Genomic DNA, 24,273 nt, shown 5'->3' on the forward strand with positions numbered 1-24,273 from the left:
TTACTTTCTATATAAGTTTTGATGCTGAATATAATCATACACCGCATCGGGGAGTAAATAACGAATACTTCGTTGCTCCTGCTGCTGATGTCTAATATCGGTTGCCGAAATAGCTAATGCGGTGGTGTCTGTAAAAAACAGCTTACTGGCCGGACTATTGCGCAATTCTTCGGCATTATCGGTCTGCATAGCTTGTGCCCAAGCTTGCAAAGGTTGCGCAGTATAGTCTGGTCGGCTGGTAACTGCCAGATGTGCGAGCGTTGTTATTGCTTCCCACTCATGCCAGCTGGTAAATCCCTGAAAGGCATCCAAACCCAAAATCAATACCAGCGGCTCGCTTTCTCCAAGCTCATGGCGCAGTGATCGCAAGGTATCAACCGTGTAGGAGTAACCCTCGCGCCGCAGTTCGCGGTCATCTGCGATAAAGCGCTCATTGCTGGCAATGGCTAACTCTACCATGGCTAAACGCTGGTCAGCCGTGGCATCCGGTTGCGACCGGTGCGGTGGGAGTTTTCCGGGAATAAAGCGCACTTGGCTTAGGGATAAAGCCTCGGCCACTTCTTGCGTTGCCCGCAAGTGCGCAGTATGAATCGGGTCGAAGGTGCCTCCACGCACACCAATCATTGGCGAATGTGGCCATCACCCAGCACGATATATTTCAATGAAGTCAGCCCTTCTAAACCAACTGGCCCACGGGCATGCAGCTTATCAGTACTAATACCAATCTCTGCGCCCAAGCCATATTCAAAGCCATCGGCAAAGCGGGTTGAGGCATTTACCATCACCGAAGCAGAGTCGACTTCACGTAAGAAGCGACGGGCTTTGGTGTAGTTTTCAGTAACGATACTGTCGGTATGCTGCGAGCTGTAGGTATTGATGTGCACAATCGCAGCATCCATATCATCCACCACGCGAATCGCTAAGATTGGGGCTAGGTATTCCGTATTCCAATCCGCTTCGGTTGCGACTACACAATTTGGAAGAATGTCTCGGCTACGGTCACAGCCGCGCAATTCCACATTATGCTCAGCATAAGCGGCTGCCAGTTTAGGCAAAATGGATTCAGCAATCGGTGCAGCGACCAATAAGGTTTCCATGGTATTACAAGTACCATAACGGTGTGTTTTGGAGTTCAGCGCGATGCGAATCGCTTTTTCTTCATCGGCTTGCTCATCGATAAACACATGGCAAATACCATCCAAATGCTTGATCACTGGAATCAGCGAGTCTTTGCTAACCCGCTCAATCAGGCTTTTGCCACCGCGAGGGATAATTACATCCACGCTCTCTTTTAAGCGTAGCAACTCACCAACGGCTTCACGGTCAGTGGTTTCAATAACTTGTACGCATTCACCTGGAAGGTCAGCCACTTGCAGACCCTGCTGAATACATTCGGCAATCGCTTTATTAGAATGAATCGCTTCGGAACCACCACGCAGAATCGTCGCATTACCTGATTTTAAGCATAACGCTGCGGCATCGGCCGTTACATTCGGGCGGGATTCATAAATGATGCCAATAACACCCAAGGGCACACGCATACGCCCAATCTGGATTCCGCTCGGGCGGTAAGCCATATCTGAAATTTCACCGGCAGGGTCTGCCAATGCCGCAATCTGGCGAATACCTTCAGCCATGGTTGCAATGTTTGCATCGGTTAATGCCAGACGATCTAACAGCGCAGCGTCCAATCCTTTAGCGGCACCCGCTTCCAGATCTTTGGCATTTTCAGCTTTAAGATAATCGCCTTTTTCTTCTAACAAGTCGGCGATCACCAACAGTGCTTTGTTTTTTACAGCGGCTTCGGCAGCCGCCAGAACGGTTGAGGCACGGCGGGCGTTTTGGCCAACTTGCTGCATGTATTCGGCAATGCTTGCGTGATTCATGGGTTCCTTGGATAGCTTATTCGTAGCGATATAGTATTTAATTGTGCGAGGGGTTGGTAGTGAAATATTTTTGCCGCCGCTCTAGTCACTTCACAATAAGCTATTGTTAGCCTGATTTAAGCACCGTTTAGTATGCTACTTCCAACTTGCCAGCAAGCGATTAACACTATGCTTTATATCGTTAATCAAACCCATTTTGGTGGATGGAAATAGTACTGCGCTAGAATTATTGGGAGTTAGCTCAAGCTTATGCTTTTTAGCATCGGCTTTGCGCGATACCGTGAAGGTGAGTAGTTTTTCCGCTTCCGTCTTACCAAACAGTTTATTTTCAAAGCGTAGAGCGCTGGCTGGAGTTCGTAGAACAAAACGCCCCATCGCCACAATCTGCGTCACCGGAACCGGCAGTCCGTGATCATTCGCATCAGATGACAGCAACAAACCCTGTATTTGAATCGAGCCTTTTTCGTCATACAGCAAAACGGATTGCTTGATCACCTCGGCACTTGCCAAACGATGCTTTGTAAACTCCGCTGCAGACATTCGCCCATCCGCATTATCATCCACGCCCTTAAACGCTGAAACGGGCAATGACAACACCATAAAAGCACCATTTTCGACAATATTTAGAGTGCCATGCTGCGCCACCATTAAATGAGCATTGGCAGTAGTCATCAACCCCACACTCAATAACAGAATCTGTGACGCACACTTGACTGACGCTGGTATCAATTCATTTATTTTATTCATAGTTAGCAAAACCTGTTGAGCAAGCTTAATTATTATTGAAATTATTGCGTGCGCAAGCCTACTCCAGCAATGTGCAGAAAATATGGAGAGCGCTAGAAAGGAGTTGCTGAACTAATCGATGGGTTTGCGGCGCAGCACCTTGGTTTTACCATGCTGCGTTTTCTTATCCATCCGCTTTTTTTGGGAGTTGCGTGATGGCTTGGTGGGACGACGTTTCTTTGGCTGTACGACAGCACTTAAAATCAGCTGTTTGAGGCGTTCTAAGGCATCTTCCCGGTTCTGTTCCTGAGTACGGTGCTGCTGCGCTTTTATGATCACCACACCGTCTTTGGTAATTCGGTGATCGGTGTATTTCATCAAACACTCTTTGTAGAACGGCGGCAGTGTTGAGTGCTGACTATCAAAGCGTAAATGAATGGCCGACGACACTTTATTGACGTTTTGACCACCCGGCCCCTGCGCACGAATCGCGGTGAGTTCTATCTCCCAGTCAGCTAACTCGATATAGGGTTTAATCATTAACATCGTTTAGGCCGCCACAACTCTGGTACCTGCCAGCAATAAGCTCAGGTTTAGCAGCTCAACCCAAACTCTGGCTTCACCCTTATTCGCGACAATGCTCAAACCTTTAATCAAGCGATCCACATTAATGGTTTTCTGCAAGATCAATGGCCAATCCGCTGATTGCAGGCGGCGCATCGCAGGCTGTAAGGTTTTTTGTCGGGGGCGCGGAATTTTGCTCAATGCTTGTTGCTCGCTACCCGTTTGACGCAATTCATAGCACGCATCGGATAGCTGACTGACCAGATCATTTAACACCCACAGCACTAGCGGCGTAGCCGTGCCTTCTTGACGTAAATGATACAGCACATGCTGAATGCGTCGGGAATCGCCCTGCGTAACGGCGGTAGACAAATCGAAAATGGTAAACCGCGAGCTATCACTTACCGCAGCCAATACCTGCTCTTCATTAATTGCACCATCGCCATGTAGCAATTTAAGCTTATCGATTTCCTGAGCGGCCGCCAGCAGATTCCCTTCTACCCGCTCAGTCAGTAAGCGAACGGCTTCCTGAGTCGGTTGCATGCCTTGAGCACGCATGCGTTTGGCGACCCAGCCCAGCGTCTGCGCCAGCGAGAAATCCCAAACTTGCACAAATACGCCCGCCTTATCTAAGGCTTTGACCCATGCACTGTTTTTCTGCCGAGCATCAAGCCGGCCGCAGGTAATTAGTAACACTTTATCATCAGGAATGCGCTGCACATATTCGATCAGCGCCTTGCTGCCTACTTTTCCGGGAGATTGCTTTTCTAGGCGTAAATCCAACACTTTGCGTTGGCTAAATAAAGAGAGCGCATCAGCGGATTGCCCCAAAGCCGTCCAATCAAAGCCCGCTTCCACCCGTAGGATTTCACGCTCTTCAAAGCCTTGCTTGCGAGCAACCGCGCGCACAGCATCGGAGGCTTCCATGATTTGTAGCGGCTCATCACCACTTAACAGGTATACAGGGCTTAAGGGCTTGTTCTCACCCAGCATTCGCATTAGCTGATCAATATTCACGTGCCAGCACTTCCCGACTCATCACCACCTTTTTTCATCGCTTTACCTGCTGCGGCACGTTGCTTACGCACTTCTTTAGGGTCAGCGATCAACGGTCGATAGAGCTCGATACGATCTCGTTCGCGCATTACATGGGTTTTGGGGGTGATTTTGCCGAAGATGCCGAACTTGACCGTGCTTAAATCCAGCTCAGGATGGTGATCCTGAACATCTGATAACAATATGGCTTGTTCTAATGTGGTACCCTCCTCCACCTCAAAGCTCAGCAGCGTTTGACGGTCGGGCAAGGCATACACCAATTCGATTGGAATCTGCTTAGGCATAAACGACTTTCGCCCGCTCAACAAAAGAATCGACAAAGGTATTGGCAACCTGATTAAATATTGGGCCGATAGCAAGACTCACCAACTTATTTGAAAACTCGAAGTCCAAATCGAAGGTTACTTTGCAGGCCTGCTCCGACAAGGCGTCAAAACGCCAGAAACCTTTGAGGGTTTTAAACGGGCCGTCTAATAATTGTAGCTCGATAAGATTGGGTTTATGTAAGCGGTTTTGAGTGGTAAATGACTTATTAATAGCGCCTTTTTGGATGGTGACCGAGGCTTGAACCTGGTTTTCATCACGCTTATGTTCTTCTGCACCACCACACCAGGGTAGAAACTCGGGGTAAGCAGATATATCATCAACCAGTTGGTACATTTGCTGTGCACTGAATGGAACCAGTGCGCTGCGGTTAATACTGGGCATAGCAAAAAAATTCCTGAATCGTGTCTTGCTGGAAAAATATCAACGAATAGCGGTATCGAACGCAATCAACCTAGGGGTATAATACACGGATGGCTAAGAAGCAAAAGAAAAAAGGGCACGGTGGTTTAACAATCGCAACAAACAAGGTTGCCCGTCACGAGTACTTTATTGAAGATACTAACGAAGCGGGAGTCGTGCTGGAAGGCTGGGAAGTCAAAAGCCTTCGCGAGGGAAAAGTGCAGCTCAAAGAAAGTTATGTGTTCATGAAAAATGGCGAAGCATGGCTTAACAATGCACACATCTCACCACTCAGTACAGTCTCAACCCACATTACTGCAAACCCGTTACGCTCTCGCAAATTACTATTGCACGTTGAAGAGCTAGTACGCTTGGCAGCGGCGGTTGACCGTAAAGGTTATACTGTTGTGCCACTGACCATGTACTGGAAAAACAATCGGGTAAAACTAGAAATAGGCCTTGGTAAAGGTAAGCAGCTGCATGATAAGCGGGCCGTCTCGAAAGAGAAGGATTGGAATCGCGATAAACAACGCACGCTTAAAAACGCCTGATCGCTCCTGTCGATAACCGAAGATAATCAAAAACTCTCTATGACTGATAACAACGCAGAATTCGACTCAATTGCCTTTCAACAGCTACCTGACCTGGAACGCTCGCTACTGCAGTTGTTATCCGTGATCTATGCGCCGACGGCAGCCACGCCCTTGGCGATTTGTGCACGAAAGGTTGGCATCCGCAACCCAGCGGGTGATGAAAGCTTTAATCTCCATACGCTGAAGCCGGTGCTTCAGGGCTTGGTCGATACCGGCTGGATTACCAGTGGTATTAATCGCTTTGCTTGTACCTTAGAGTCGCGTGAAAAGATCACATTGGATGCCGTGCATCAGGGTGTATTTGAAGAGTACTCTGCGAGCATTCTGGAAGCCTTTGAGCCCCGTAAAGTCGATGGCATCATAGTCTGGCAGGACTTGGAACACGGCATCTCTCATGCGCGCATTCACTTATACCGTGGTGATCGCGCGCAGCTGCGACTGACGCTACAAAGCCTTTATAAGCAGTTTGCAAACACCGAAACACCAATTGATGCGAAGTCATTTTACGAGCCTATTTTTGGTAATCCGCCAGATCCGGAAGTACTCTCCACACTGAAGCCTGAAATCCTGGCTGACTCGTTTAAAGACCTTGCGCAAAGCGGCATGCAAAAGCTGCAGGATTTACAACCGTTGTGGGAACTGGTTCAACATAACCAAACCACCGAAGACAGCTCAATGATTGAAACGCAGACGCTTTACCGTTTGCTGACCGGTCAATTAGAAGCTGCAAATGAAGAACTGGTTGCAGGCAGCGTTTCAGCGACACCAGCTGGCCATTTAGCCAGAGCCGTCCAACAATTAGTTCAGCACGGTTCAGAGCCTAGCATCGCCGTTATTGAAGAATTAAAGGACAGCTTTAATCCGTTAGACGCACTGTGTCTGGATGGCGAGCTGACTACCCTGCCGATACTCGCCTACATCAGCAGTAGCAATGCAACCCACCAGCAGTTAGCGCGCGAGTCTCTTGGCCGCCAGCTCACTAGCTCAAATAATGTACTATTACAGCAATATTTAGACTCCCTAAGCACTGGCGTGTTTAGCGTTCAGGCACCTGACCCGGAAGTGGAGCAAGGCCAGTTAAGCTTATTAATTTTATGCTTAGCAAACCACTGGCTTGGCCATGCGCTGGATGAAGCCATCGTTGCTGATTTACAAGAACGCCATGCCCGCGCCTCAGAAGCCAATTACCACTGGCTAGCTGCAGAATATGCACAAGCATTATCGCTATTTGGCCCGCCCAGCGTGCGTGAAGACTACGCAGCTCTGGCGAATGCCATGCACCAAAAACTGAGCACCATCACGCTGTTTAATTTGGTTAAGCCAAAAGCTAAATGGGAACGCGCGCTGGATGCATTGAACATGCTGGCAGATACCCAAATCCAGACTATCCATCAGAGCGAAGAACGCCTGATCTGGTTACTGGAAGTGGATTCGCATGACAACTACAGCTTGTCGCCGAAGCTGCAAAAGCGCAAAGCGAGCGGTGGCTGGTCTAAAGGTCGCAATCTATCACTGCAACGCCTCAAGCTGGAATACACGGAACTACCACAACTTAGCGCTAAAGACGTTGAGCTATGCAATCTGATTCAGTACCGCCCAGACTTTGATAATCAATTAAGCAATGCCAGTGCTGCGCCCTGCTTTATTGATATGAATACTGCTTGGCCCATTATGGTCGAGCACCCTGCTTTGTATTGGGATCAATCCCGCCATACGCCATTAGAAGTTATTCAGAATGAATTTGAGCTACTAGTGAATGAGGAAGGCGATAAATTACGCATTAGTTTTTATCCGCCAGTGATTGCCAGCAAAGCACATGATCAGTTTGTGATCCAGAAAGAAACCCCTACTCGTTTATGTATCTATCGTAAGAACGAGCAGGTAATGCGCTTGCACGATATTTTGGCGCAAGGCTTGTTAATCCCTCGTGAAGCCGAAGCGCAATTGCGCGATACGCTGAGTTCGCTAGCGCCGATGATCAATATCCAGTCCGACCTGGAAGGCGTGGTCGATGCTGAGCCAATGGATGCGGATAGCCGCATTCATGCCAACTTACTGCCTTACGATGAAGGCTTACGGGCGACGCTACGTGTTAAGCCATTTGGTCAATTCGGGCCGTTTTACCCGCCGGGTCAAGGTCGCCGTAAATTGGTCACTGAGCACTACGGGGTGAAATACAGCACGCAACGCGATCTGGAGCTGGAGAAGCAGCACCAGCACCGCATTCTTGAACAGAGCGTTTTGTTAGATCAGGATGAGGACGATTACGATGATGAGTACGTCATTGATAATCCTCAGGACTGCTTAGAGCTACTGGAACAACTCAGAATGCTGGGTGACGATGTGATTATTTCGTGGCCAGAAGGTGAAGCCCTACGCATTGAGTCACGTGTTGATAGCAGCAGCATGCGCTTGAATATCAATAAGTCGGATGACTGGTTTCAGTTGGATGGCAGCTTAGTCATTAATGATGACCTGGTGCTGACACTACGTCAGATTTTGGATTTATCCAAAAGCAGCAATGGTCGCTTTATTGAGCTGGGCGATGGCGAGTATGTCGCCCTGACCCGCCAGTTGCAGAAAAAACTCAATGCTCTACATAGCTTATCAGAAGTTCATGATGGTCAAATCCGCATTAGTAGTTTGGCTGCACTGGCACTGGATGAGCTCACACAAGACATTGGTGAGCGGATTGTGGATGATGCTTGGATTGCGCACTTGCGCCGCCTTGAGTCACTTCAAGACTTCACCCCAGCGGTACCAGCAACCCTCAATACCAGCTTGCGCGACTATCAGGAGCAAGGTTTCCAGTGGTTGTGTCGTTTGGCTGAATGGGGTGTTGGTGCTTGTCTGGCCGATGACATGGGTCTGGGTAAAACCATTCAGACACTGGCATTGATTCTATATCGCTCAGAGCAAGGCCCGACCTTAGTGGTTGCGCCGACTTCTGTGTGTAATAACTGGATGAGTGAAACGGAGAAATTTGCTCCAACACTAAAACCATTATTCTATCGCGGCAAAGAGCGGACAGACATTCTGGATAATGCCGGCCCGCATGACTTAGTCATCTGCAGTTATGGCTTATTGCAACAAGATGCCGAGCGCTTTATTGAAATCCAGTGGACCACCATCGTACTGGATGAGGCGCAGGCCATTAAAAACGTGGGCGCAAAACGTACCCGCACCGCGCATCAGTTAAAAGCAGACTTCCGCTTGGTTACAACCGGTACGCCGATTGAGAACCATTTGGGCGAACTGTGGAGCTTATTCCGCTTCCTGAATCCTGGCCTGTTGCATAACCAAGATCGCTTTGTGAAACGCTTTATGACGCCGATTGAGCGCGACAAGAACGAAGGTGTTCGACACGCGCTTAAAGCGATTATTCAGCCGTTTATGTTACGCCGCACCAAGTCTCAAGTATTGAATGAGCTACCATCACGCACCGAAATCACGCTGGAAGTTCCACTCAGTGAAGGCGAACGTGCGCTGTATGAAGCAGTACGCATGCAGGCAATTGAAGGATTGGAGCCCGGTCAAAAGAGCGAAGGCAGTGGTGATCATCTTAAAGTATTGGCAGCCATTACCCGCTTGCGGATGGCGAGTTGTAACCCTCGTTTGGTTATGCCGGAAACGACTTTACCAAGTAGCAAGCTGGAACAATTCTCTGAGCTGCTGGATGAGCTTCTGGAAAACCAACACAAGGCGTTGGTATTTAGTCAGTTCGTAAAACACCTGACTTTGATTCGCGAGCATTTGGATCAGAAAGGAATTTCGTATCAGTATCTGGATGGCAGCACTAGCATGGCTCAGCGTAAGCAGCGTGTTGATGCATTCCAGGCCGGTGAAGGTGATGTGTTCCTGATCAGCCTTAAGGCCGGTGGCTCAGGGCTTAACCTGACAGCTGCGGACTATGTGGTGCACATGGACCCTTGGTGGAACCCTGCGGTGGAAGATCAGGCCTCTGACCGTGCTCACCGAATTGGTCAGACTCGTCCAGTGACGATTTATCGCTTAGTGGCGGAGAATACTATCGAGCAAAAGATCATTAAGTTACACCAGCAGAAACGTGATCTGGCGGATAGCTTGCTGGAAGGCAGTGATATGAGTGGCAGTCTGAATGCCAAGGATATGCTGGATCTGATACGGGAGATTTAATCCCGTATCACGACATCATTTAAGACAGGTTAAGTGGGCCGGCCAAATGCCGCGCCTGCTTAATTTGGATTCCAGCGCTAACTGGCCAATCGTTTTTTGCAGCTCCGGGTGAACAACAGACGCTGCTATTTCCGCCAATGGGAATAATACGAAGGGATATTTCAGTACCTCAGCGCGCGGCACATCCCAATCCGGCTTTAAAATCTCATCGCCAAATAACAGAATATCCACATCCAGCGTACGCGAGGCAAACTTAATCCCATCGCGGGTACGCTTCTGCCGCTCTTCCAATTGCTTCAGGTAAGAGCGCAATTCCAGATAGCTCAGCGTGGTACTGAAGCCAGCTGAGAGGTTGATAAAATCATCCCCCTCAAAGCCTTCGGACTTCGACTCATAAGGCGTCGAAAATACAATATCCGGAAAGTCCTCACGCAACTGTAAGACACAGGCACTAATATTATGGTCGCGATCAATATTGCTGCCGATATCTACAAATACCTGAGTCATGAGACGATATCCTTTGCGTAGCGCTCGATAATAACGCCCACTTCACGGGACCCATTAACCGCGACTGGCTTACCGAGACTGACTTTCACCCACGGTAATTTCATTTCAGTTAATAGCAAAGCCGCAATGCGCTCAGCCAGTGTTTCCACCAGCTGAAACTCGCTTTCTCTGGCAAAGGCCGCAACCAACTTAGCGCACTCTTTATAGTTGAGTGTGTAAGCAATATCATCGGTGTTAGCAGCTGGGCGATTATCCCACCCCATCTCCAAATCGATGGTAATTTGCTGGCGAATTTTGCGCTCCCAGTCGTAAATACCGATGCAGGCATCAACTCGTAATTCACGAATATAAACAATATCCATCACAATTTCCTAGTTAAGCCTGCACTTCCAGACGTGATACGTTTTGGTAGCCTTTAGGTAATAACTTACCGCGACGACCTCGTTCACCAAGATACTCTTTTAGCTCATCCTGCTGAATCACTTTATGCTGCTTGCCAGCATGTACCACGAGCTTAGCATCTGCCGAGACAACAACCATATCCTGCACAAATTCCTCACCAGCTTTAAGCTTAGCCGATGGGATATTAATGATCTTATTTCCTTTACCGCGCGATAGCTGAGGAATCTCAGACATACTCACTGCCAGCAAATAGCCAGCCGAAGTCACTACCACGAGGTAATCTTTAACCGGCGCATCCAATCTGGCAGGCGCTAGTAGTTTCGCCCCTTTAGTTAGACTAACAACCGCTTTACCGCTTTTAGTCCGGCTAATCAGGTCTTCGAATTTACAGATGAAGCCATAACCAAAGTTACTGGCCATCAGCAAATACTGTGACTCAGCCCCCATAATTACCTGCTCAAAGCTGGCATTAGCCGGTGCACTGAAGTATCCACTTAAGGGGTCACCCTGTCCACGTGCCGATGGCAGCGTGTGTGCGGATAACGTATAACCACGACCGGTACTGTCCATTAGCACCGCTTGCTGATTAGATCGGCCATGCGCGGAGGTCAGGAAACTATCGCCGGTTTTATAACTTAAGGCTTCAGGGTCGATATCATGGCCTTTTGCCGCACGAATCCAGCCCATTTTTGATAATACAACAGTGACTGGCTCACTAGGCAATAGCGCGGTTTGATCCAATTGCTGAGCGGCTGAGCGCTCTTTTAACGGCGAACGACGATCATCGCCATACAGCTCTGCATCCTGCTTTAACTCGTCACGAATCAAGTTGGATAAAAGCTCTGGCGAATTCAGCAAGCTTTCCAGATAATCACGCTCATCTTCCAACTCATCCTGCTCAGCTTTTAGGGTGAACTCTTCCAGTTTAGCCAGATTACGCAAACGCAAATTCAGAATGGCTTCGGCTTGAATATCGCTAATACCAAAGCGCTCCATCATTATCGCTTTCGGCTCATCTTCATTTCGGATGATTTCAATCACTTCATCAATATTCAGATAAGCGACCAATAAACCTTCCAAGATATGCAAGCGGTCCATAACCTTTTCCAATCGCCATTCAAGACGACGGGTCACGGTTTGGCGACGGAACTCTAACCACTCCACCAACACTTCGCGTAGGTTTTTAACCCGCGGCCGACCATCAATCCCAATCATATTCATATTGACGCGGTAGCTACGCTCAAGGTCAGTACTGGCAAATAAATGCAGCATTAGCTGATCTAAATCGACTCGATTGGAGCGCGGGGTAATCAGTAAGCGAGTTGGGCTTTCATGATCGGATTCGTCACGAAGGTCAGCCACCATTGGCAACTTTTTGGAACGCATTTGCTGAGCGATCTGCTCTAGAACTTTGCTACCAGAAGTCTGGTATGGCAGGTCGGTAATGACAATATCCGAGCCTTCTCTATTCCAGCGCGCACGCATCCGCAGACTGCCATGGCCTTTCTCGTAAAGTGCAATCAGGTCTTGTCTGGGTGTAATCACTTCAGCAGCGGTCGGAAAATCTGGCCCCTGAATATGTTCGCACAAATCAGTGACATCAGCATCCGGCTCATCCAGCAAATGCAAACAAGCGTTCACCACTTCCCGCAAATTGTGCGGTGGAATATCAGTAGCCATACCAACGGCAATACCGGAGCCACCGTTTAGCAGTACATTTGGCAAACGCGCAGGTAATAACGCAGGCTCCGTCAAAGTACCATCAAAGTTAGGTGTCCATTCTACCGTTCCCTGACCTAACTCTTGCAGCAGCACTTTGGCATAAGGCGTTAGGCGCGACTCGGTATAACGCATCGCGGCAAAGGATTTCGGGTCATCCGAAGAGCCCCAGTTACCTTGCCCGTCGACCAGCGGATAGCGATAAGAAAATGGCTGAGCCATCAGAACCATCGCTTCGTAACAGGCGCTATCGCCATGCGGATGGAATTTACCCAATACGTCACCGACGGTACGGGCAGATTTTTTATGCTTGGAGCTAGCCGATAAGCCAAGCTCAGACATCGCATACACGATGCGTCGCTGTACCGGCTTTAAGCCATCGCCGATATGTGGCAAGGCGCGGTCTAAAATGACGTACATGGAGTAGTCCAGATACGCTTTTTCGGTATATTCCTGAAGTGCTAAAGTTTCACTCATAGTCTGTCGGTCAATTCCGTTAAATTATTATTGTTGGCTTAGCCAAAGATCGGCATAACGCTGCAAATTTGCGTGGCCACTGGCCTGTAAATACTGGCTTAGCGCATCGTGTCGCGATTCAAGTTCAGCAGCTGACAACTGGCCCTGCTGATGCTGTAAGCGTAGATAAATCAAATAAGTATTTAGTGCATCAGCGGTACACGCCTCAGCAACTTTCTCTTGCTGTCCGGATTGGTACTGCTCTAATACCGTGGCCGCATCCAACCCTAAATTACCGGGCAAACCCAGTACTGTGGATAAGTCATCCAGAGAGACTTTTGCCGATGCTTGCTGTCGGGATAACTGGCTTTGCAAACCAGTGACATTTCCCCATAAAGCTGGGCAAGCAATGCCATGTTTGAGTAAGCGATACGTGAGTACTGGCAATACAAACTCGGTATCTCGCCAAGTCACGATAGCTTTTGATTTTTCCAGCAGCTTTGCCAAAGCGCTTAGCAGGTCTGCTTCCGAGGCACCCGAGGACTTGGAGCCGCTGGCTTGTGAATCCAATACCGAGCCCGCACGAAGAACCGTTTCCTGATTCGCTTCAAGCACTGAAATCGCCACAATGCGATGTTGCTGTAAAGGTAACAAGGCGGTGCCGGTCTGCTGATTCTGCAAATGCAGCATGGCTTTATACACACCACTTTCCGGCAAATCACCTAGATTATGAATCGCACGCCCTGCTTCCGCATCCGGAATGGTGGCGATATTAATAACAATGGTACTCATCCCGGAAAGACTCCTGTAGAGATGTAGCGATCTCCGCGATCACAAATAATGCAAACGATGGTGGCATTTTCAAGCTGCTGCGATAATTTAAGCGCCGCCGCTACTGAGCCACCGGAGGATACGCCACAGAAAATCCCTTCTTCTGTCGCTAATCGACGCATGGTGTCTTCAGCTTCTGGCTGACTAATATCAATCGTTTTATCAACGCGACTCGCTTCGAAGATTTCTGGCAAATAGGCGGCCGGCCAGCGGCGAATTCCCGGAATGGAATCGCTGTCAGTTGCAGGCTGCACGCCAACAATTTGCACATCTGAATTTTGTTCTTTCAGAAAACGCGAGGTACCCATAATAGTTCCGGTGGTCCCCATTGCGCTAACAAAGTGCGTGATTTCGCCATCAGTATCTCGCCAAATTTCGGGGCCAGTCGATTGATAATGAGCTAAAGGATTATCTTGGTTGGCAAACTGATTTAGCACCAAGCCTTCGCCATTTTCCTGCATTTTCAATGCCAGATCACGCGCACCTTCAATTCCTTCGGCAGCGCTCACGGAGATAATCTCAGCGCCATAGGCCTTCATTGACGCACGACGCTCTTCGCTCATGCTTTCAGACATGATCAGCTTCATGCGATAGCCGCGAATCGCAGCAACCATGGCCAATGCAATGCCGGTATTGCCACTGGTGGCCTCAATCAAACTATCACCCGGCTTGATCGCTCCACGTGCTTCAGCCTGCTTGATCATGCTTAATGCCGCACGGTCTTTAACCGAACCACCAGGATTATTACCCTCAAGCTTAGCCAGAATCGTGTTAGTGGTATTTCCCGGTAATCGCTGAAAACGCACTAAAGGCGTATTGCCAACCAATGTTTCAAGGCTTTTATAATTCATTGTTATCCCTCCAAAACCACGTTCGCGACAGCATAATCCTGCTCATCGGACAGTGAAATAAATAGATTTTTTACGCCCAACTGCTCGGCCTTTTCCAAAGTCGTTCCGTGTAAACGTAAATGTGGCCGGCCATTTTCATCCAGATGAGTTTCGATTTCATTGAAATTCACCCCTTTGGCGATACCTGTTCCCAAGGCTTTAGATAAGGCCTCTTTGGCCGCATAGCGCTTGGCGAAATAAGCAAGTGGCTGACTGTGTTGTTGGTAGACTGCCATTTCATTGGTATGCAGAACGCGCGTAGCAAAACGCCCTTCATGGCGCTCCAAAACTCGCTTCACTCGTGATACCTGCACGATATCCACTCCGATTCCAACTATCATTCACCGCTCACCGGTTTTTATACAAGGTGCCGATTATCGCTTGTTTTTAAACGGATTGCCAAAGCCTGTCGCTTGAATTGGGATATTGTATTCAGGCAGAACGCCTTAGAAGTGAAATGTCGCTGAGACTTATCGAAGTTGTAGCAATTTTCGGCTATTAAATGGCTTACCGACAATACGTAACCAGAGACGATCTAAGAAACGTCGCAAGCTTTGCTGTTGCCCTAAACTCAGAGCCTCATCAGTACGCAGCGCCACTAAGAGCTCACCTTGAATAGGCACGCCTGACACTGCTTGGGAAGACTCAACGGAAGGCAATAAACCCGACCCCAGACTGTAGTGATAACTGTGCTCAGCAACTATTTCATGACCATGAACATCGTCATGCCATAAATTGACAGGATGGCCCAATGCTTCTAGTAATGACAATTCAAACTGCATCACTGCTGACATTGGCGCTTCTGCCTGAGTCAAGCCATGCACCGTGTGCTGATAATGTGTGAATAGCTGATCCAGATTGCTATGCGGCTGAATCAACTTAAGAATTAACTCATTCAAGTACAAGCCGTACAACAAGTGACCGCCTGGCACCCGATGCCGGAATCGCTCATCAGTCTGCGTCAGACGGCTCATCTCACCACGGCCTTGCCAGTCCATTTGTAGCAACCTGAATGCCTGCAAATGACCACGCTGTACTTTGCCACGCAGCTTGGCTGGCCGACTCATACACGCAAAACGGCCCGCATCCTGAGTAAAAACGTCAACAATGACGCTAGTATCAGAATACGGGCGCGTGCGTAACACATAGCCCAACGAGCTCTGCATCAGCGGTTAGACATTATGCCAAGCTCTTGCAATAAGTGTGGGTTGTTTTGCCAATCTTCTTCCAGCTTAACCCATTGCTTAATAATGACTTTCTTATCAAGAAACTCTTCGATGGAGTGACGCGAGCCAGTACCAATTCGCTTTAAGGTCTCACCTTTCTTACCGATGATAATACCTTTCTGACTCTCACGAGCAACCCAAATGGTGGCATCAATTTCGACAAACTTCTCGGTCTCTTCAAAGCGCTCAATATTCACCGCAGTGAAATATGGCAATTCCTGGTGTAGGTTAACAACCAATTGCTCACGAATCAGTTCAGCACAAATAGAGCGCACTGATTGGTCAGTAATGCTGTCTTCATCATGAATCCATTCGTCTTCTGGCATCACATCAACTAATGCTTTAGTCAGTTGATCGATATTAATTTTGCTGGTCGCAGAACCGGGAATGATTTCTTTAAAGGCGTACTTCGCCGCTACTTTTTCCAAATACGGGAATAAGCGCTCTTTTGGTGTCACCCGATCAACTTTATTGACCAGCAAGAAAACCGGCACATTCAAATGCTTAAGACGCTTTAATGCCAACTCATCTTCATCAGTCCACTTCAGTGCTTCAACTACCATCACTGCTGCGTCAATTGACTCCAGCGAGGCAACCGCTTCACTGTTCAGCGTCATGTTGAGCAAGTTTTTAGACTGCTGGTGAATACCGGGTGTATCAGTAAAGATTAGCTGATAATAATCTTCCGTTAAAATACCGCGAATATTTGTTCGGGTAGTTTGAGGCTTATTGGCAATCGCCGATATTTTATAGCCTACTAACAGATTCAAAAGAGTAGATTTACCGACATTTGGACGACCGACAATCGCAACATAACCGCAGCGCTTATTCATTTAGATGTTACCTGTTTATAAGCCGATGCAGCGGATAGCTGCTCTGCTTTGCGGCGGCTAGTAGCGACGCCTTCTGTTTTAATCTTCAGACTTTCAATTTTGCATTCAGTCGTAAAAGTTTGACGATGCGCATCACCTGTGGTGGAAATCAGAGAGTACTCTGGCAAATCCAGTCCGCGAGATTGCAAGAACTCCTGCAAGCGACTCTTAGGATCTTTTAGCTCATCTTCTTCAGGGAGATTCTTTAGGCGACTCCGGAACATCTGAAGCACAAAGTCTTTTGATGCTTCAATTCCACGCTCAAGATACACGCTGGCAATCAGCGCTTCAAAAGCATCTGCTAAAGTAGATTTGCGACGGAAGCCACCGCTTTTGAGTTCACCACTGCCTAACTTCAAGTGGTCACCCAATTGTAGCTCAGCACCGATCTCGGACAGAACGTCCTCATTAACCAGAGAGGCGCGCAGACGACTAAGGTAGCCTTCAGACGCGCCCGGCATTTGTTGGTAGAGTGCCTCGCTGATGATCACACCCAATATGCTATCACCCAGAAACTCCATCCGCTCGTTATGCTTACTGCTCGCACTGCGATGCGTCATTGCGAGATTGAAGTGTGAGCTATCGAGAAACTCTTTACCCAGTAATGTTTTTAGTTTTGTTGCCAATCGACTATCAATTCCTTTTCAGTCACCGGCATGAAACATTGCCGGCCTTATTGTTGTTTACCCAATGGTACCTGATACTTGTAATCCATCAAGAAAGACAAATTACCCATCCATGACTTGCGCACTTCATATTGTACGGCCAACTCACGCTGATTCGTTTTCTTTATCTTTACAATTTTAAACGGGTTTTCAGTGCCCGGCTTACCACTCTTTCCTGCGTAGTAGGCATCGCTCAAGCTATCCATACTATTCACATTCAAGTAGCGCTCAACCTTCGCCATAATCTCACGCTTATTTGCCCGCTCAATGCCCGGCTCAGACGCGATACTATTCATTAGGCTGCGAACGGAGTTATATTCCAAGTAGTAAGGCCCCACTTTCAATCCCGCACTCACGATAACAATACCAATTGAAACCATGATCAACCAAGTGATGAGTGTGGCACCTTGTTGGGCCTTCGGAGACTTTTTCATTATTATTATTCCAATGAGTCGCTGTTAGTTTAAATACAATTCAGCACTCATTGTCTGGTTTTGCGAGCCGCGCTGTCAATCTGAGGTGACAGGCGGCCAGTCCCATTTTGCTTACTTTAGCGAGGTTCCAATCCGTGAGAAATTGAAGCCATCACCGCCCTTTTGCCAGTTCCAATGCAACCAAACAAAAGCAGCCTTACCAACCAAGTTTTCTTCAGGCATATAACCCCAAAAACGGCTATCCGCACTGTTATCGCGGTTATCACCCATCATGAAGTAATGGCCTTCTGGTACAACCCACTCACCAGTGCGGCTTAAGCCAGGCTCTAAGATCACTTCATGCTTATGGTCAGCATCTGCAGATGGCAAGGTCTCGCGTAAGCGTGTTACTTCAATCTCACCAGAGCGAGCACTGTTATACGTGTATGGTTCCAGCATTTCCTCACCAACCAACTCACCATTTAGCATTAACTTCTTATCAGAAGTCCACTCAATGCGATCGCCCGGTAAGCCAATCAAGCGCTTGATGTAGTTAATGGATGGATCTTCCGGATAACGGAAAACCACGACATCACCACGCTGAGGTGAGCCAGTTTCAATGATTTTCTTCTGGATAACTGGCAAACGAATACCGTAGGCATACTTCTGCACCAGAATGAAATCGCCAATCTGCAGCGTTGGAATCATCGAGCCGGATGGAATCCGAAATGGCTCAACCACAAATGAACGCAGCACAACAACCACTAGCAACACAGGGAAGAAAGAGCGTGCATAATCGATCAGCATCGGCTCATTGCCGACATCACTCTTACGCCCCATCACGAAGCGATAAACAAACAAAATAATTCCGCAGACTAGCGTGGCGAATACCAGCCAGAACTCAAGACCAAACGTGAACTTCATGTTACTTATCCCCTACCTTTAGCACTGCTAGGAATGCCTCCTGAGGAATCTCGACACGTCCGATTGATTTCATGCGTTTCTTACCTTTTTTCTGTTTATCCAACAGTTTACGCTTACGAGAAACGTCACCACCATAACACTTGGCGATAACATTCTTACGTAATGCTTTTACGTTTGTACGAGCAATGATATTGGTTCCGATAGACGCTTGGATCGCAACATCAAACATCTGACGAGGAATCAGCTCTTTCATTCGTTCAGCAAGGTCACGGCCTTTAGCAGCTGCAAACTCTTTGTGTACGATAATCGCTAAAGCATCCACTCGCTCGCCATTGATCAGAACATCCACACGCACCAGATTAGCTGGCTGGAAGTGGCTGAGTTCATAATCAAATGAGGCGTAACCACGACTCACTGACTTTAGCTGATCAAAGAAGTCCAAAACGACTTCATTCATCGGTAGCTCATACGTCAAAGAGACTTGAGTACCCATGTATTGCATGTTCTTTTGTACACCACGACGACCCACGCACAAGGTAATCACATTACCCAAGTAATCCTGCGGAACCAGAATATTAGCGACAATGATTGGCTCGCGAATCTCAGCGATCTTGTTAACCGCTGGCAACTGCGATGGGTTGTGAATTTTAATCACTTCACCGTCAGTTTGCTCAACTTCATAAACCACAGTCGGTGCAGTGGTAATCAAGTCCAGATCGTATTCACGCTCCAAACGCTCTTGCACAATTTCCATGTGCAACATACCAAGGAAACCACAACGGAAACCAAAACCCAGCGCCTGAGACGTTTCAGGCTCGTAGTTCAACGAGGAGTCGTTAAGATTCAGCTTGCTAAGTGCATCACGCAGATTTTCATAGTCATCTGAGCTCACAGGGAATATACCCGCGAATACTCGTGGTTGCACTTCCTGGAAACCTGCTAGTGGCGCAGCGGCAGGCCTAGCGGCATCCGTAAAGGTATCACCGACTTTAGCAGCGTCGATCTCTTTAATACCCGCGATGATAAAACCTACTTCACCGGCATTCAGCTGCGGCATATCGTGCATCTTAGGCGTGAAAATACCCACACGATCTACCTGAAAATCCAGATTAGTATGCATCGCGCGGATTTTTTGCTTCTTACGAATTTGCCCATTCATGACTCGCACTAAGGACACAACACCAAGGTAATTATCGAACCATGAGTCAATGATCAAGGCCTGTAACGGCTCATCCAAATCACCCTTTGGTGGTGGAATTTTCTCAACCAATTGCTCCAGCAGATCTTCAATACCAACACCCGTTTTCGCGCTGCAATGCACCGCTTCTGAGGCATCAATACCGATAATGTCTTCAATTTCCTGCGAGACACGGTCAACGTCAGCCGCTGGCAAGTCGATCTTGTTCAGCACTGGTACCACTTCAAGGTCCAGATTGATTGCCGTGTAGCAGTTGGCCACACTCTGCGCTTCCACACCTTGAGAAGCGTCTACCACTAGCAGCGCTCCCTCACAGGCAGACAAAGAGCGCGAGACTTCATAAGAGAAGTCCACGTGACCTGGTGTATCAATGAAGTTCAGGTGATAAGTCTCACCATTTCTGGCTTTATAATCCAGCGAAACACTTTGCGCTTTTATGGTAATACCACGCTCACGCTCGATATCCATGGAGTCCAAGACCTGCGCCGCCATTTCCCGCTGCGTTAAACCGCCGCAGTACTGAATAAAGCGATCGGATAAGGTGGATTTACCATGATCGATGTGAGCAATGACCGAAAAATTTCGAATATTCTGATTAGCTTGGTGCATGAGTAAACGTCAGTCTAAGTTGTTCTTCATCAAAAAAATGATACATAATCACTTCGTCCTGATATTTCACTACGGGGATATCCACATTATAGCGACGTGTCAGTTCGGGATCTTTATCAATATCTACCCATTCAATCTGGTAGTTAAATTCTGCCTGATACTGGCTCAGGTGAACCGCCATCTCGTCACAGAGATGACAGCCTCGGCGATAATACACTATGAGCGCCCTATCGTATGCCACTATTTTTCTGATTCCACGTCAGGCTTGAATGCAAGGAAGCGCGCAGCACCATCACGAATCACCAAAATAGCCAAGGTGCGATCCCCTGTAATTTGTGCGACCATTTTCTTAAAGCCCTGCACATCTTCAACCTGTTGACCGTCGAACTGAGTAATAATATCGCCTCGCTCTACTTCCGCTTTGATGGCTGCATCACCCATCACTCGCTGTACCAAAATACCGCCTTTATCTAAGCCAACAGAGTCACGAATTTCATCATCCAGATCTTCAACGGCGATACCAAGAACGACATCAGATGTTCTCTCTACATCCTCAACCTCTTCAATATCTTCCTCGATTGCATCCTGCTTTTGAAGCTCGCCTAGTTTAAGGCTGACCAATACATTGGAACCTGCACGGCGCACTAAAATATCGACAGTCTCATCAACTGAAGCCGAACCGACATGAAATGGCAGCGTCTGAGAGTTCACAACCGGCTTACCGGCAAACTCCAGAATGATATCGCCTTGCTTCAACAAGCCATCAGCAGGACCACCAGGCATAACCTCAGCAACTAATGCACCTTTTGGATGATCTAAACCAAAAGTCGTTGCCAATTCTCGTGTGACCTCCTGAATAAATACGCCCAACCAGCCGCGACGAACTTCTCCGTTAGTCTTGAGCTGCTCAATCACGTTCTCAGCAACATCCACGGGAATCGAAAACGATAAGCCCATAAAGCCACCGGTGCGGCTATATATTTGTGAGTTTATTCCAACCACTTCGCCTTTCAGATTAAACAAAGGACCGCCTGAGTTACCAGGGTTAATAGCCACGTCTGTTTGAATAAAAGGGATATAACTTTCAGAAGGAAGATTACGTTCTTTTGCAGAGACAATACCAGCCGTTACGCTGTAATCAAAGCCGAATGGAGAGCCAATAGCGACGACCCATTCACCAACTTCCAACGCATCAGAATCACCAAATGTGGTACTAGGTAACGACTCAGCGCTGACTTTGAGCAAGGCCAAGTCACTGCGCTTGTCCGTACCAATAATTTTAGCGGAGAACTCACGGCGATCATTGAGCTTAACAACAATTTTTTCCGCACCATCTACCACATGGTGATTAGTCACCACATAACCATCGGTGGAAATAATAAAACCAGAACCTAAGGAGTCAGAGTCACTATCATCATCCTGCCCGAAATCAAAAAACCGCTGCAGAAATTCGTCAAGCGCTTCATTTCCAGTGCCTTCTTCAGGGATTTCAATACCGGGGGGGAGCTTTGAGCGACTAGGAAGTTTGCGTTCGGTGCTGATATTCACAACCGCCGCGCTTTGTTGCTTTACCAAAGTAGTAAAGTTTGGCAATCCTTCTGCCGAGGCAGTCAGAGATAGCGTCCCGACCAGCCCGTATATAATTATTCCAATGAAATATGTCCGCATGCGCATGCAGTAGCACTCCCGAAGCTTACCCAGCAAATTGACGTCGCAATCTACCTGCCAAACAAGCCAGTCGCGAACGAAAGAGCGCTAATTATAACCTAAGCAGAGCGGATGCTTGACTAAATTCAATGACTTTTTCTTCAGCTTTGCGCTTACCGAGCATGACAGGCTCTAACCGACCACAAACCGCTAAATTAGCCGTTGTGCGATTCACCGCAAAAAAACCAAATGCCAGACCGGATAAACCCAGCAAAATACTGGCCGTTTCAGAGAAAAACACCTTACCCAACAATGCAAAAATAATAAGGCATAAAATTGGCAGCAAATAGACCAGCGCAGAGCTAATCAAAAGATTAACCGAGTGAATCCCGACAATCACATGCTCACCTGGCTCAACCGCTTCCAAGTTAACAATCCGAATAGTGCGCTCTGATTTGCGCTTTAAAATCCCTTTTAAAAAGGATGTTGAGCAGGCCCCAGAGGACTCGCATCCGCTGCAGCTACTATTTTCTAAGGGTGACACCCAGGCATATTGCCCGTTACTACTGACGACTATCGCTTCTTCTTCGATCATCATAACCACTCTCCCCCGATATGCGGTTTGATCGTGACTTAGTTTACGCCACGATAATGCAAGCCTGTAAATATACGCTGCATAGTTCCTTTTGGAACCTCCCCTACCAAAGTGATTCTGTGATTATTCTTTTGTGAGGTCAACACATTTAGAGCGCCAGAGCTAATCCCAGACATATTTTCTGGTTGAGCGGTAGTGATTGGTGAAATAAAAACCGACACTGAGCTTAAACCGTCCGTCACCACAAAGTGCTCGGTATTATCCGCTTTTTGGCCAACTTGGGCCGACGCACGGACTTTACCGAACGTAAAACCTTTAGGCAGTTTTTCAACCGTCCAATCACCAGAAGGCTGCAAGCTACCTAACAAGGTTTGCGGCGCAGCAGAAGCCACACTGGCATAAGCCTTTTGTAACTGATCCGGATTTGGCTCTGAAATCTCAACCGCTGTAAAAGTAAATTGCTCGACCACATTGTGATTATTATCAATCAATGAATATGCCAACGGCAGCTTGGTTAAGCTATCAATGCAGTACTTTTGCAAGTAACGCATCTTATCTTTAGGTCTGGCAATCACAATTTGACACTTACGGTCGGCAACTTTCTTAAATGCACCCACATCCAGTGAATACACTTTATCCATCACCTCGATGGAATCTGGAACCTGTGACAAGCTAAACGGTTGAGTCTGACGTGACACGCTTTCTTGCGACTCATTCAGACTGGAAATAACTTCATTTTCCACGCCATCGATATACTCATGCGAGATTCTCAGCGTATTAAGATCAGCGCCTTTAATGTGCACTAGCGTCCCGCTGTAATTTAATCGATGCAGAGCGTCAGTCATCTCAACCATTAAATCCATACCAACGTCTTTGGCACTGACAGGCGCCATTAACGTTGCCAACAAAACTATCGCGAAGCCACGAGGAGCCATCATCTGAAGTCCGTAGAGTAACTAACTGCCCGCACAGCAGGCATTAACGTATTGCTACTAGCATATTGAAAATGCTGCGCCACGTATTCATCAATCATGCCACGCATTGCCGCATCTGGGATGCTATACACCGGCTCAGCCGCCGGCGTGAATGAAGCACGCATGGTGGTCAATTGAGCAACCTCTTGCGCTTTTGCAACGGGCATTTTCGGCTCAGCTTGTGCCAGTACAGGCGCGGCCGGCTCTGAAACCGATGCGATGCTTTGAGCAGGTTCAACCGTCATAAAATAATTTTGTAAACTAATCGCAGCTACAGCTACAACGGACGCCGCGACGGCATACCCTGCAACTTTGGTAGGCCATAATTGTTTTTTCTTTACTGGTAATGGAATCACGTTTGGCGTTGATTCCGGCACTTCAGCCACTGGAATCGCTTCATCTTTCAGCGCTTCTTGTATCCCGGCCAAAAATGACGGCCCGACACGAGCAGTTTGCTGCTGATTACGCATGGCTTCGCCAATGAGTGCATAGTTCGCCAACTTAGTTTGCATCTCAGTATCAGAATCCAGGGCATCACATAGCCGGTGCTGCTCAAAAGACCCTGCTTCGCCATCCAGAAGCGCTGACAAGTATTCTTGTTTTGTTGTTTGACTCATAATATCAACCCGTTTCGCCCAA

The 24,273-nt window shown here is 47.9% G+C and carries 26 protein-coding genes; 2 read left to right on the top strand and 24 right to left on the bottom strand.

Annotated elements, in window-relative coordinates; genetic code table 11:
* The 7 genes from nadD to LEUMU_RS0110630 all read right to left on the bottom strand — a co-directional run bounded on the left by nadD (position 1) and on the right by LEUMU_RS0110630 (position 4,940).
* Complete coding sequence (gene nadD / locus LEUMU_RS0110600; RefSeq protein ID WP_022952263.1) at positions 1-624, bottom strand: nicotinate-nucleotide adenylyltransferase; 624 nt, start codon at positions 622-624, stop codon at positions 1-3.
* Positions 621-1,886 carry a glutamate-5-semialdehyde dehydrogenase gene (locus LEUMU_RS0110605; RefSeq protein ID WP_022952264.1) on the bottom strand — a complete coding sequence of 422 codons (1,266 nt, stop codon included), beginning with the start codon at positions 1,884-1,886 and terminating at the stop codon, positions 621-623. Before LEUMU_RS0110605 ends, nadD begins: the two co-directional genes overlap by 4 nt.
* 135 nt (positions 1,887-2,021) lie before the next feature.
* Complete coding sequence (locus LEUMU_RS0110610) at positions 2,022-2,633, bottom strand: hypothetical protein (RefSeq protein WP_022952265.1); 612 nt, start codon at positions 2,631-2,633, stop codon at positions 2,022-2,024.
* A 111-nt stretch (positions 2,634-2,744) separates the two neighbouring features.
* Entirely contained in the window at positions 2,745-3,158 is a 414-nt protein-coding gene (gene arfB, locus LEUMU_RS0110615) for an alternative ribosome rescue aminoacyl-tRNA hydrolase ArfB (RefSeq protein WP_022952266.1), read from the bottom strand.
* A gap of 3 nt (positions 3,159-3,161) precedes the next feature.
* Positions 3,162-4,193: a DNA polymerase III subunit delta gene (holA, locus tag LEUMU_RS0110620; protein WP_022952267.1), complete on the bottom strand. Its 1,032-nt coding sequence runs from the start codon at positions 4,191-4,193 to the stop codon at positions 3,162-3,164.
* On the bottom strand, positions 4,190-4,516 hold the full coding sequence (locus tag LEUMU_RS0110625) for an RnfH family protein (protein WP_022952268.1): 327 nt from the start codon (positions 4,514-4,516) through the stop codon (positions 4,190-4,192). The genes holA and LEUMU_RS0110625 overlap by 4 nt, the downstream gene beginning before the upstream one ends.
* Entirely contained in the window at positions 4,509-4,940 is a 432-nt protein-coding gene (locus tag LEUMU_RS0110630) for a type II toxin-antitoxin system RatA family toxin (RefSeq protein ID WP_022952269.1), read from the bottom strand. The genes LEUMU_RS0110625 and LEUMU_RS0110630 overlap by 8 nt, the downstream gene beginning before the upstream one ends.
* Before the next feature lie 89 nt (positions 4,941-5,029).
* Between LEUMU_RS0110630 and smpB the strand changes: the two genes are divergently transcribed.
* Entirely contained in the window at positions 5,030-5,509 is a 480-nt protein-coding gene (gene smpB / locus LEUMU_RS0110635) for an SsrA-binding protein SmpB (RefSeq protein WP_022952270.1), read from the top strand.
* Positions 5,510-5,548: 39 nt separating this feature from the next.
* Positions 5,549-9,706, top strand: coding sequence for a DEAD/DEAH box helicase (locus LEUMU_RS0110640; protein WP_022952271.1), 4,158 nt, complete (start codon positions 5,549-5,551; stop codon positions 9,704-9,706).
* Between the two features lie 15 nt (positions 9,707-9,721).
* Here LEUMU_RS0110640 and folK read toward each other — a convergent pair whose 3' ends face one another.
* The 17 genes from folK to LEUMU_RS0110725 form a co-directional block, all read right to left on the bottom strand.
* On the bottom strand, positions 9,722-10,213 hold the full coding sequence (gene folK, locus LEUMU_RS0110645) for a 2-amino-4-hydroxy-6-hydroxymethyldihydropteridine diphosphokinase (RefSeq protein WP_022952272.1): 492 nt from the start codon (positions 10,211-10,213) through the stop codon (positions 9,722-9,724).
* Positions 10,210-10,575, bottom strand: coding sequence for a dihydroneopterin aldolase (folB, locus tag LEUMU_RS0110650; RefSeq protein WP_022952273.1), 366 nt, complete (start codon positions 10,573-10,575; stop codon positions 10,210-10,212). Before folB ends, folK begins: the two co-directional genes overlap by 4 nt.
* A gap of 13 nt (positions 10,576-10,588) precedes the next feature.
* A complete protein-coding gene (parC, locus tag LEUMU_RS0110655; RefSeq protein WP_022952274.1) occupies positions 10,589-12,811 on the bottom strand; it encodes a DNA topoisomerase IV subunit A in 2,223 nt (740 codons plus the stop codon).
* A gap of 27 nt (positions 12,812-12,838) precedes the next feature.
* The gene (locus LEUMU_RS0110660) at positions 12,839-13,582 is read right to left on the bottom strand and encodes a hypothetical protein (protein WP_022952275.1); all 744 of its coding nucleotides are present in this window, start codon (positions 13,580-13,582) and stop codon (positions 12,839-12,841) included.
* On the bottom strand, positions 13,579-14,472 hold the full coding sequence (gene cysM / locus LEUMU_RS0110665; protein ID WP_022952276.1) for a cysteine synthase CysM: 894 nt from the start codon (positions 14,470-14,472) through the stop codon (positions 13,579-13,581). Before cysM ends, LEUMU_RS0110660 begins: the two co-directional genes overlap by 4 nt.
* A gap of 2 nt (positions 14,473-14,474) precedes the next feature.
* Positions 14,475-14,852 (bottom strand): holo-ACP synthase, encoded by a 378-nt coding sequence (acpS, locus tag LEUMU_RS0110670; RefSeq protein ID WP_022952277.1) that lies wholly within the window; start codon positions 14,850-14,852, stop codon positions 14,475-14,477.
* Positions 14,853-14,981: 129 nt separating this feature from the next.
* Positions 14,982-15,677 carry a DNA repair protein RecO gene (gene recO, locus LEUMU_RS0110675; RefSeq protein WP_022952278.1) on the bottom strand — a complete coding sequence of 232 codons (696 nt, stop codon included), beginning with the start codon at positions 15,675-15,677 and terminating at the stop codon, positions 14,982-14,984.
* Positions 15,677-16,570 (bottom strand): GTPase Era, encoded by an 894-nt coding sequence (gene era, locus LEUMU_RS0110680; RefSeq protein ID WP_022952279.1) that lies wholly within the window; start codon positions 16,568-16,570, stop codon positions 15,677-15,679. The genes recO and era overlap by 1 nt, the downstream gene beginning before the upstream one ends.
* The gene (gene rnc, locus LEUMU_RS0110685; RefSeq protein WP_022952280.1) at positions 16,567-17,235 is read right to left on the bottom strand and encodes a ribonuclease III; all 669 of its coding nucleotides are present in this window, start codon (positions 17,233-17,235) and stop codon (positions 16,567-16,569) included. Before rnc ends, era begins: the two co-directional genes overlap by 4 nt.
* Positions 17,236-17,282: 47 nt before the next feature.
* On the bottom strand, positions 17,283-17,708 hold the full coding sequence (locus LEUMU_RS25640) for a DUF4845 domain-containing protein (protein ID WP_022952281.1): 426 nt from the start codon (positions 17,706-17,708) through the stop codon (positions 17,283-17,285).
* Between the two features lie 111 nt (positions 17,709-17,819).
* The gene (gene lepB / locus LEUMU_RS0110695) at positions 17,820-18,611 is read right to left on the bottom strand and encodes a signal peptidase I (RefSeq protein ID WP_022952282.1); all 792 of its coding nucleotides are present in this window, start codon (positions 18,609-18,611) and stop codon (positions 17,820-17,822) included.
* Position 18,612: 1 nt separating this feature from the next.
* On the bottom strand, positions 18,613-20,418 hold the full coding sequence (lepA, locus tag LEUMU_RS0110700; RefSeq protein WP_022952283.1) for a translation elongation factor 4: 1,806 nt from the start codon (positions 20,416-20,418) through the stop codon (positions 18,613-18,615).
* Entirely contained in the window at positions 20,405-20,635 is a 231-nt protein-coding gene (locus LEUMU_RS0110705) for a glutaredoxin family protein (protein ID WP_245570697.1), read from the bottom strand. The genes lepA and LEUMU_RS0110705 overlap by 14 nt, the downstream gene beginning before the upstream one ends.
* Before the next feature lie 23 nt (positions 20,636-20,658).
* Positions 20,659-22,092 (bottom strand): Do family serine endopeptidase, encoded by a 1,434-nt coding sequence (locus tag LEUMU_RS0110710; protein ID WP_022952285.1) that lies wholly within the window; start codon positions 22,090-22,092, stop codon positions 20,659-20,661.
* An 85-nt stretch (positions 22,093-22,177) separates the two neighbouring features.
* Positions 22,178-22,663 (bottom strand): SoxR reducing system RseC family protein, encoded by a 486-nt coding sequence (locus LEUMU_RS0110715; protein WP_022952286.1) that lies wholly within the window; start codon positions 22,661-22,663, stop codon positions 22,178-22,180.
* A 35-nt stretch (positions 22,664-22,698) separates the two neighbouring features.
* Positions 22,699-23,553, bottom strand: coding sequence for a MucB/RseB C-terminal domain-containing protein (locus LEUMU_RS0110720; protein WP_169446415.1), 855 nt, complete (start codon positions 23,551-23,553; stop codon positions 22,699-22,701).
* Positions 23,554-23,594: 41 nt separating this feature from the next.
* A complete protein-coding gene (locus tag LEUMU_RS0110725; RefSeq protein ID WP_022952288.1) occupies positions 23,595-24,251 on the bottom strand; it encodes a sigma-E factor negative regulatory protein in 657 nt (218 codons plus the stop codon).
* Positions 24,252-24,273: the final 22 nt, after the last annotated feature.

The sequence above is a fragment of the Leucothrix mucor DSM 2157 genome (assembly GCF_000419525.1).
GTDB classification, from domain to species: Bacteria; Pseudomonadota; Gammaproteobacteria; order Thiotrichales; family Thiotrichaceae; genus Leucothrix; species Leucothrix mucor.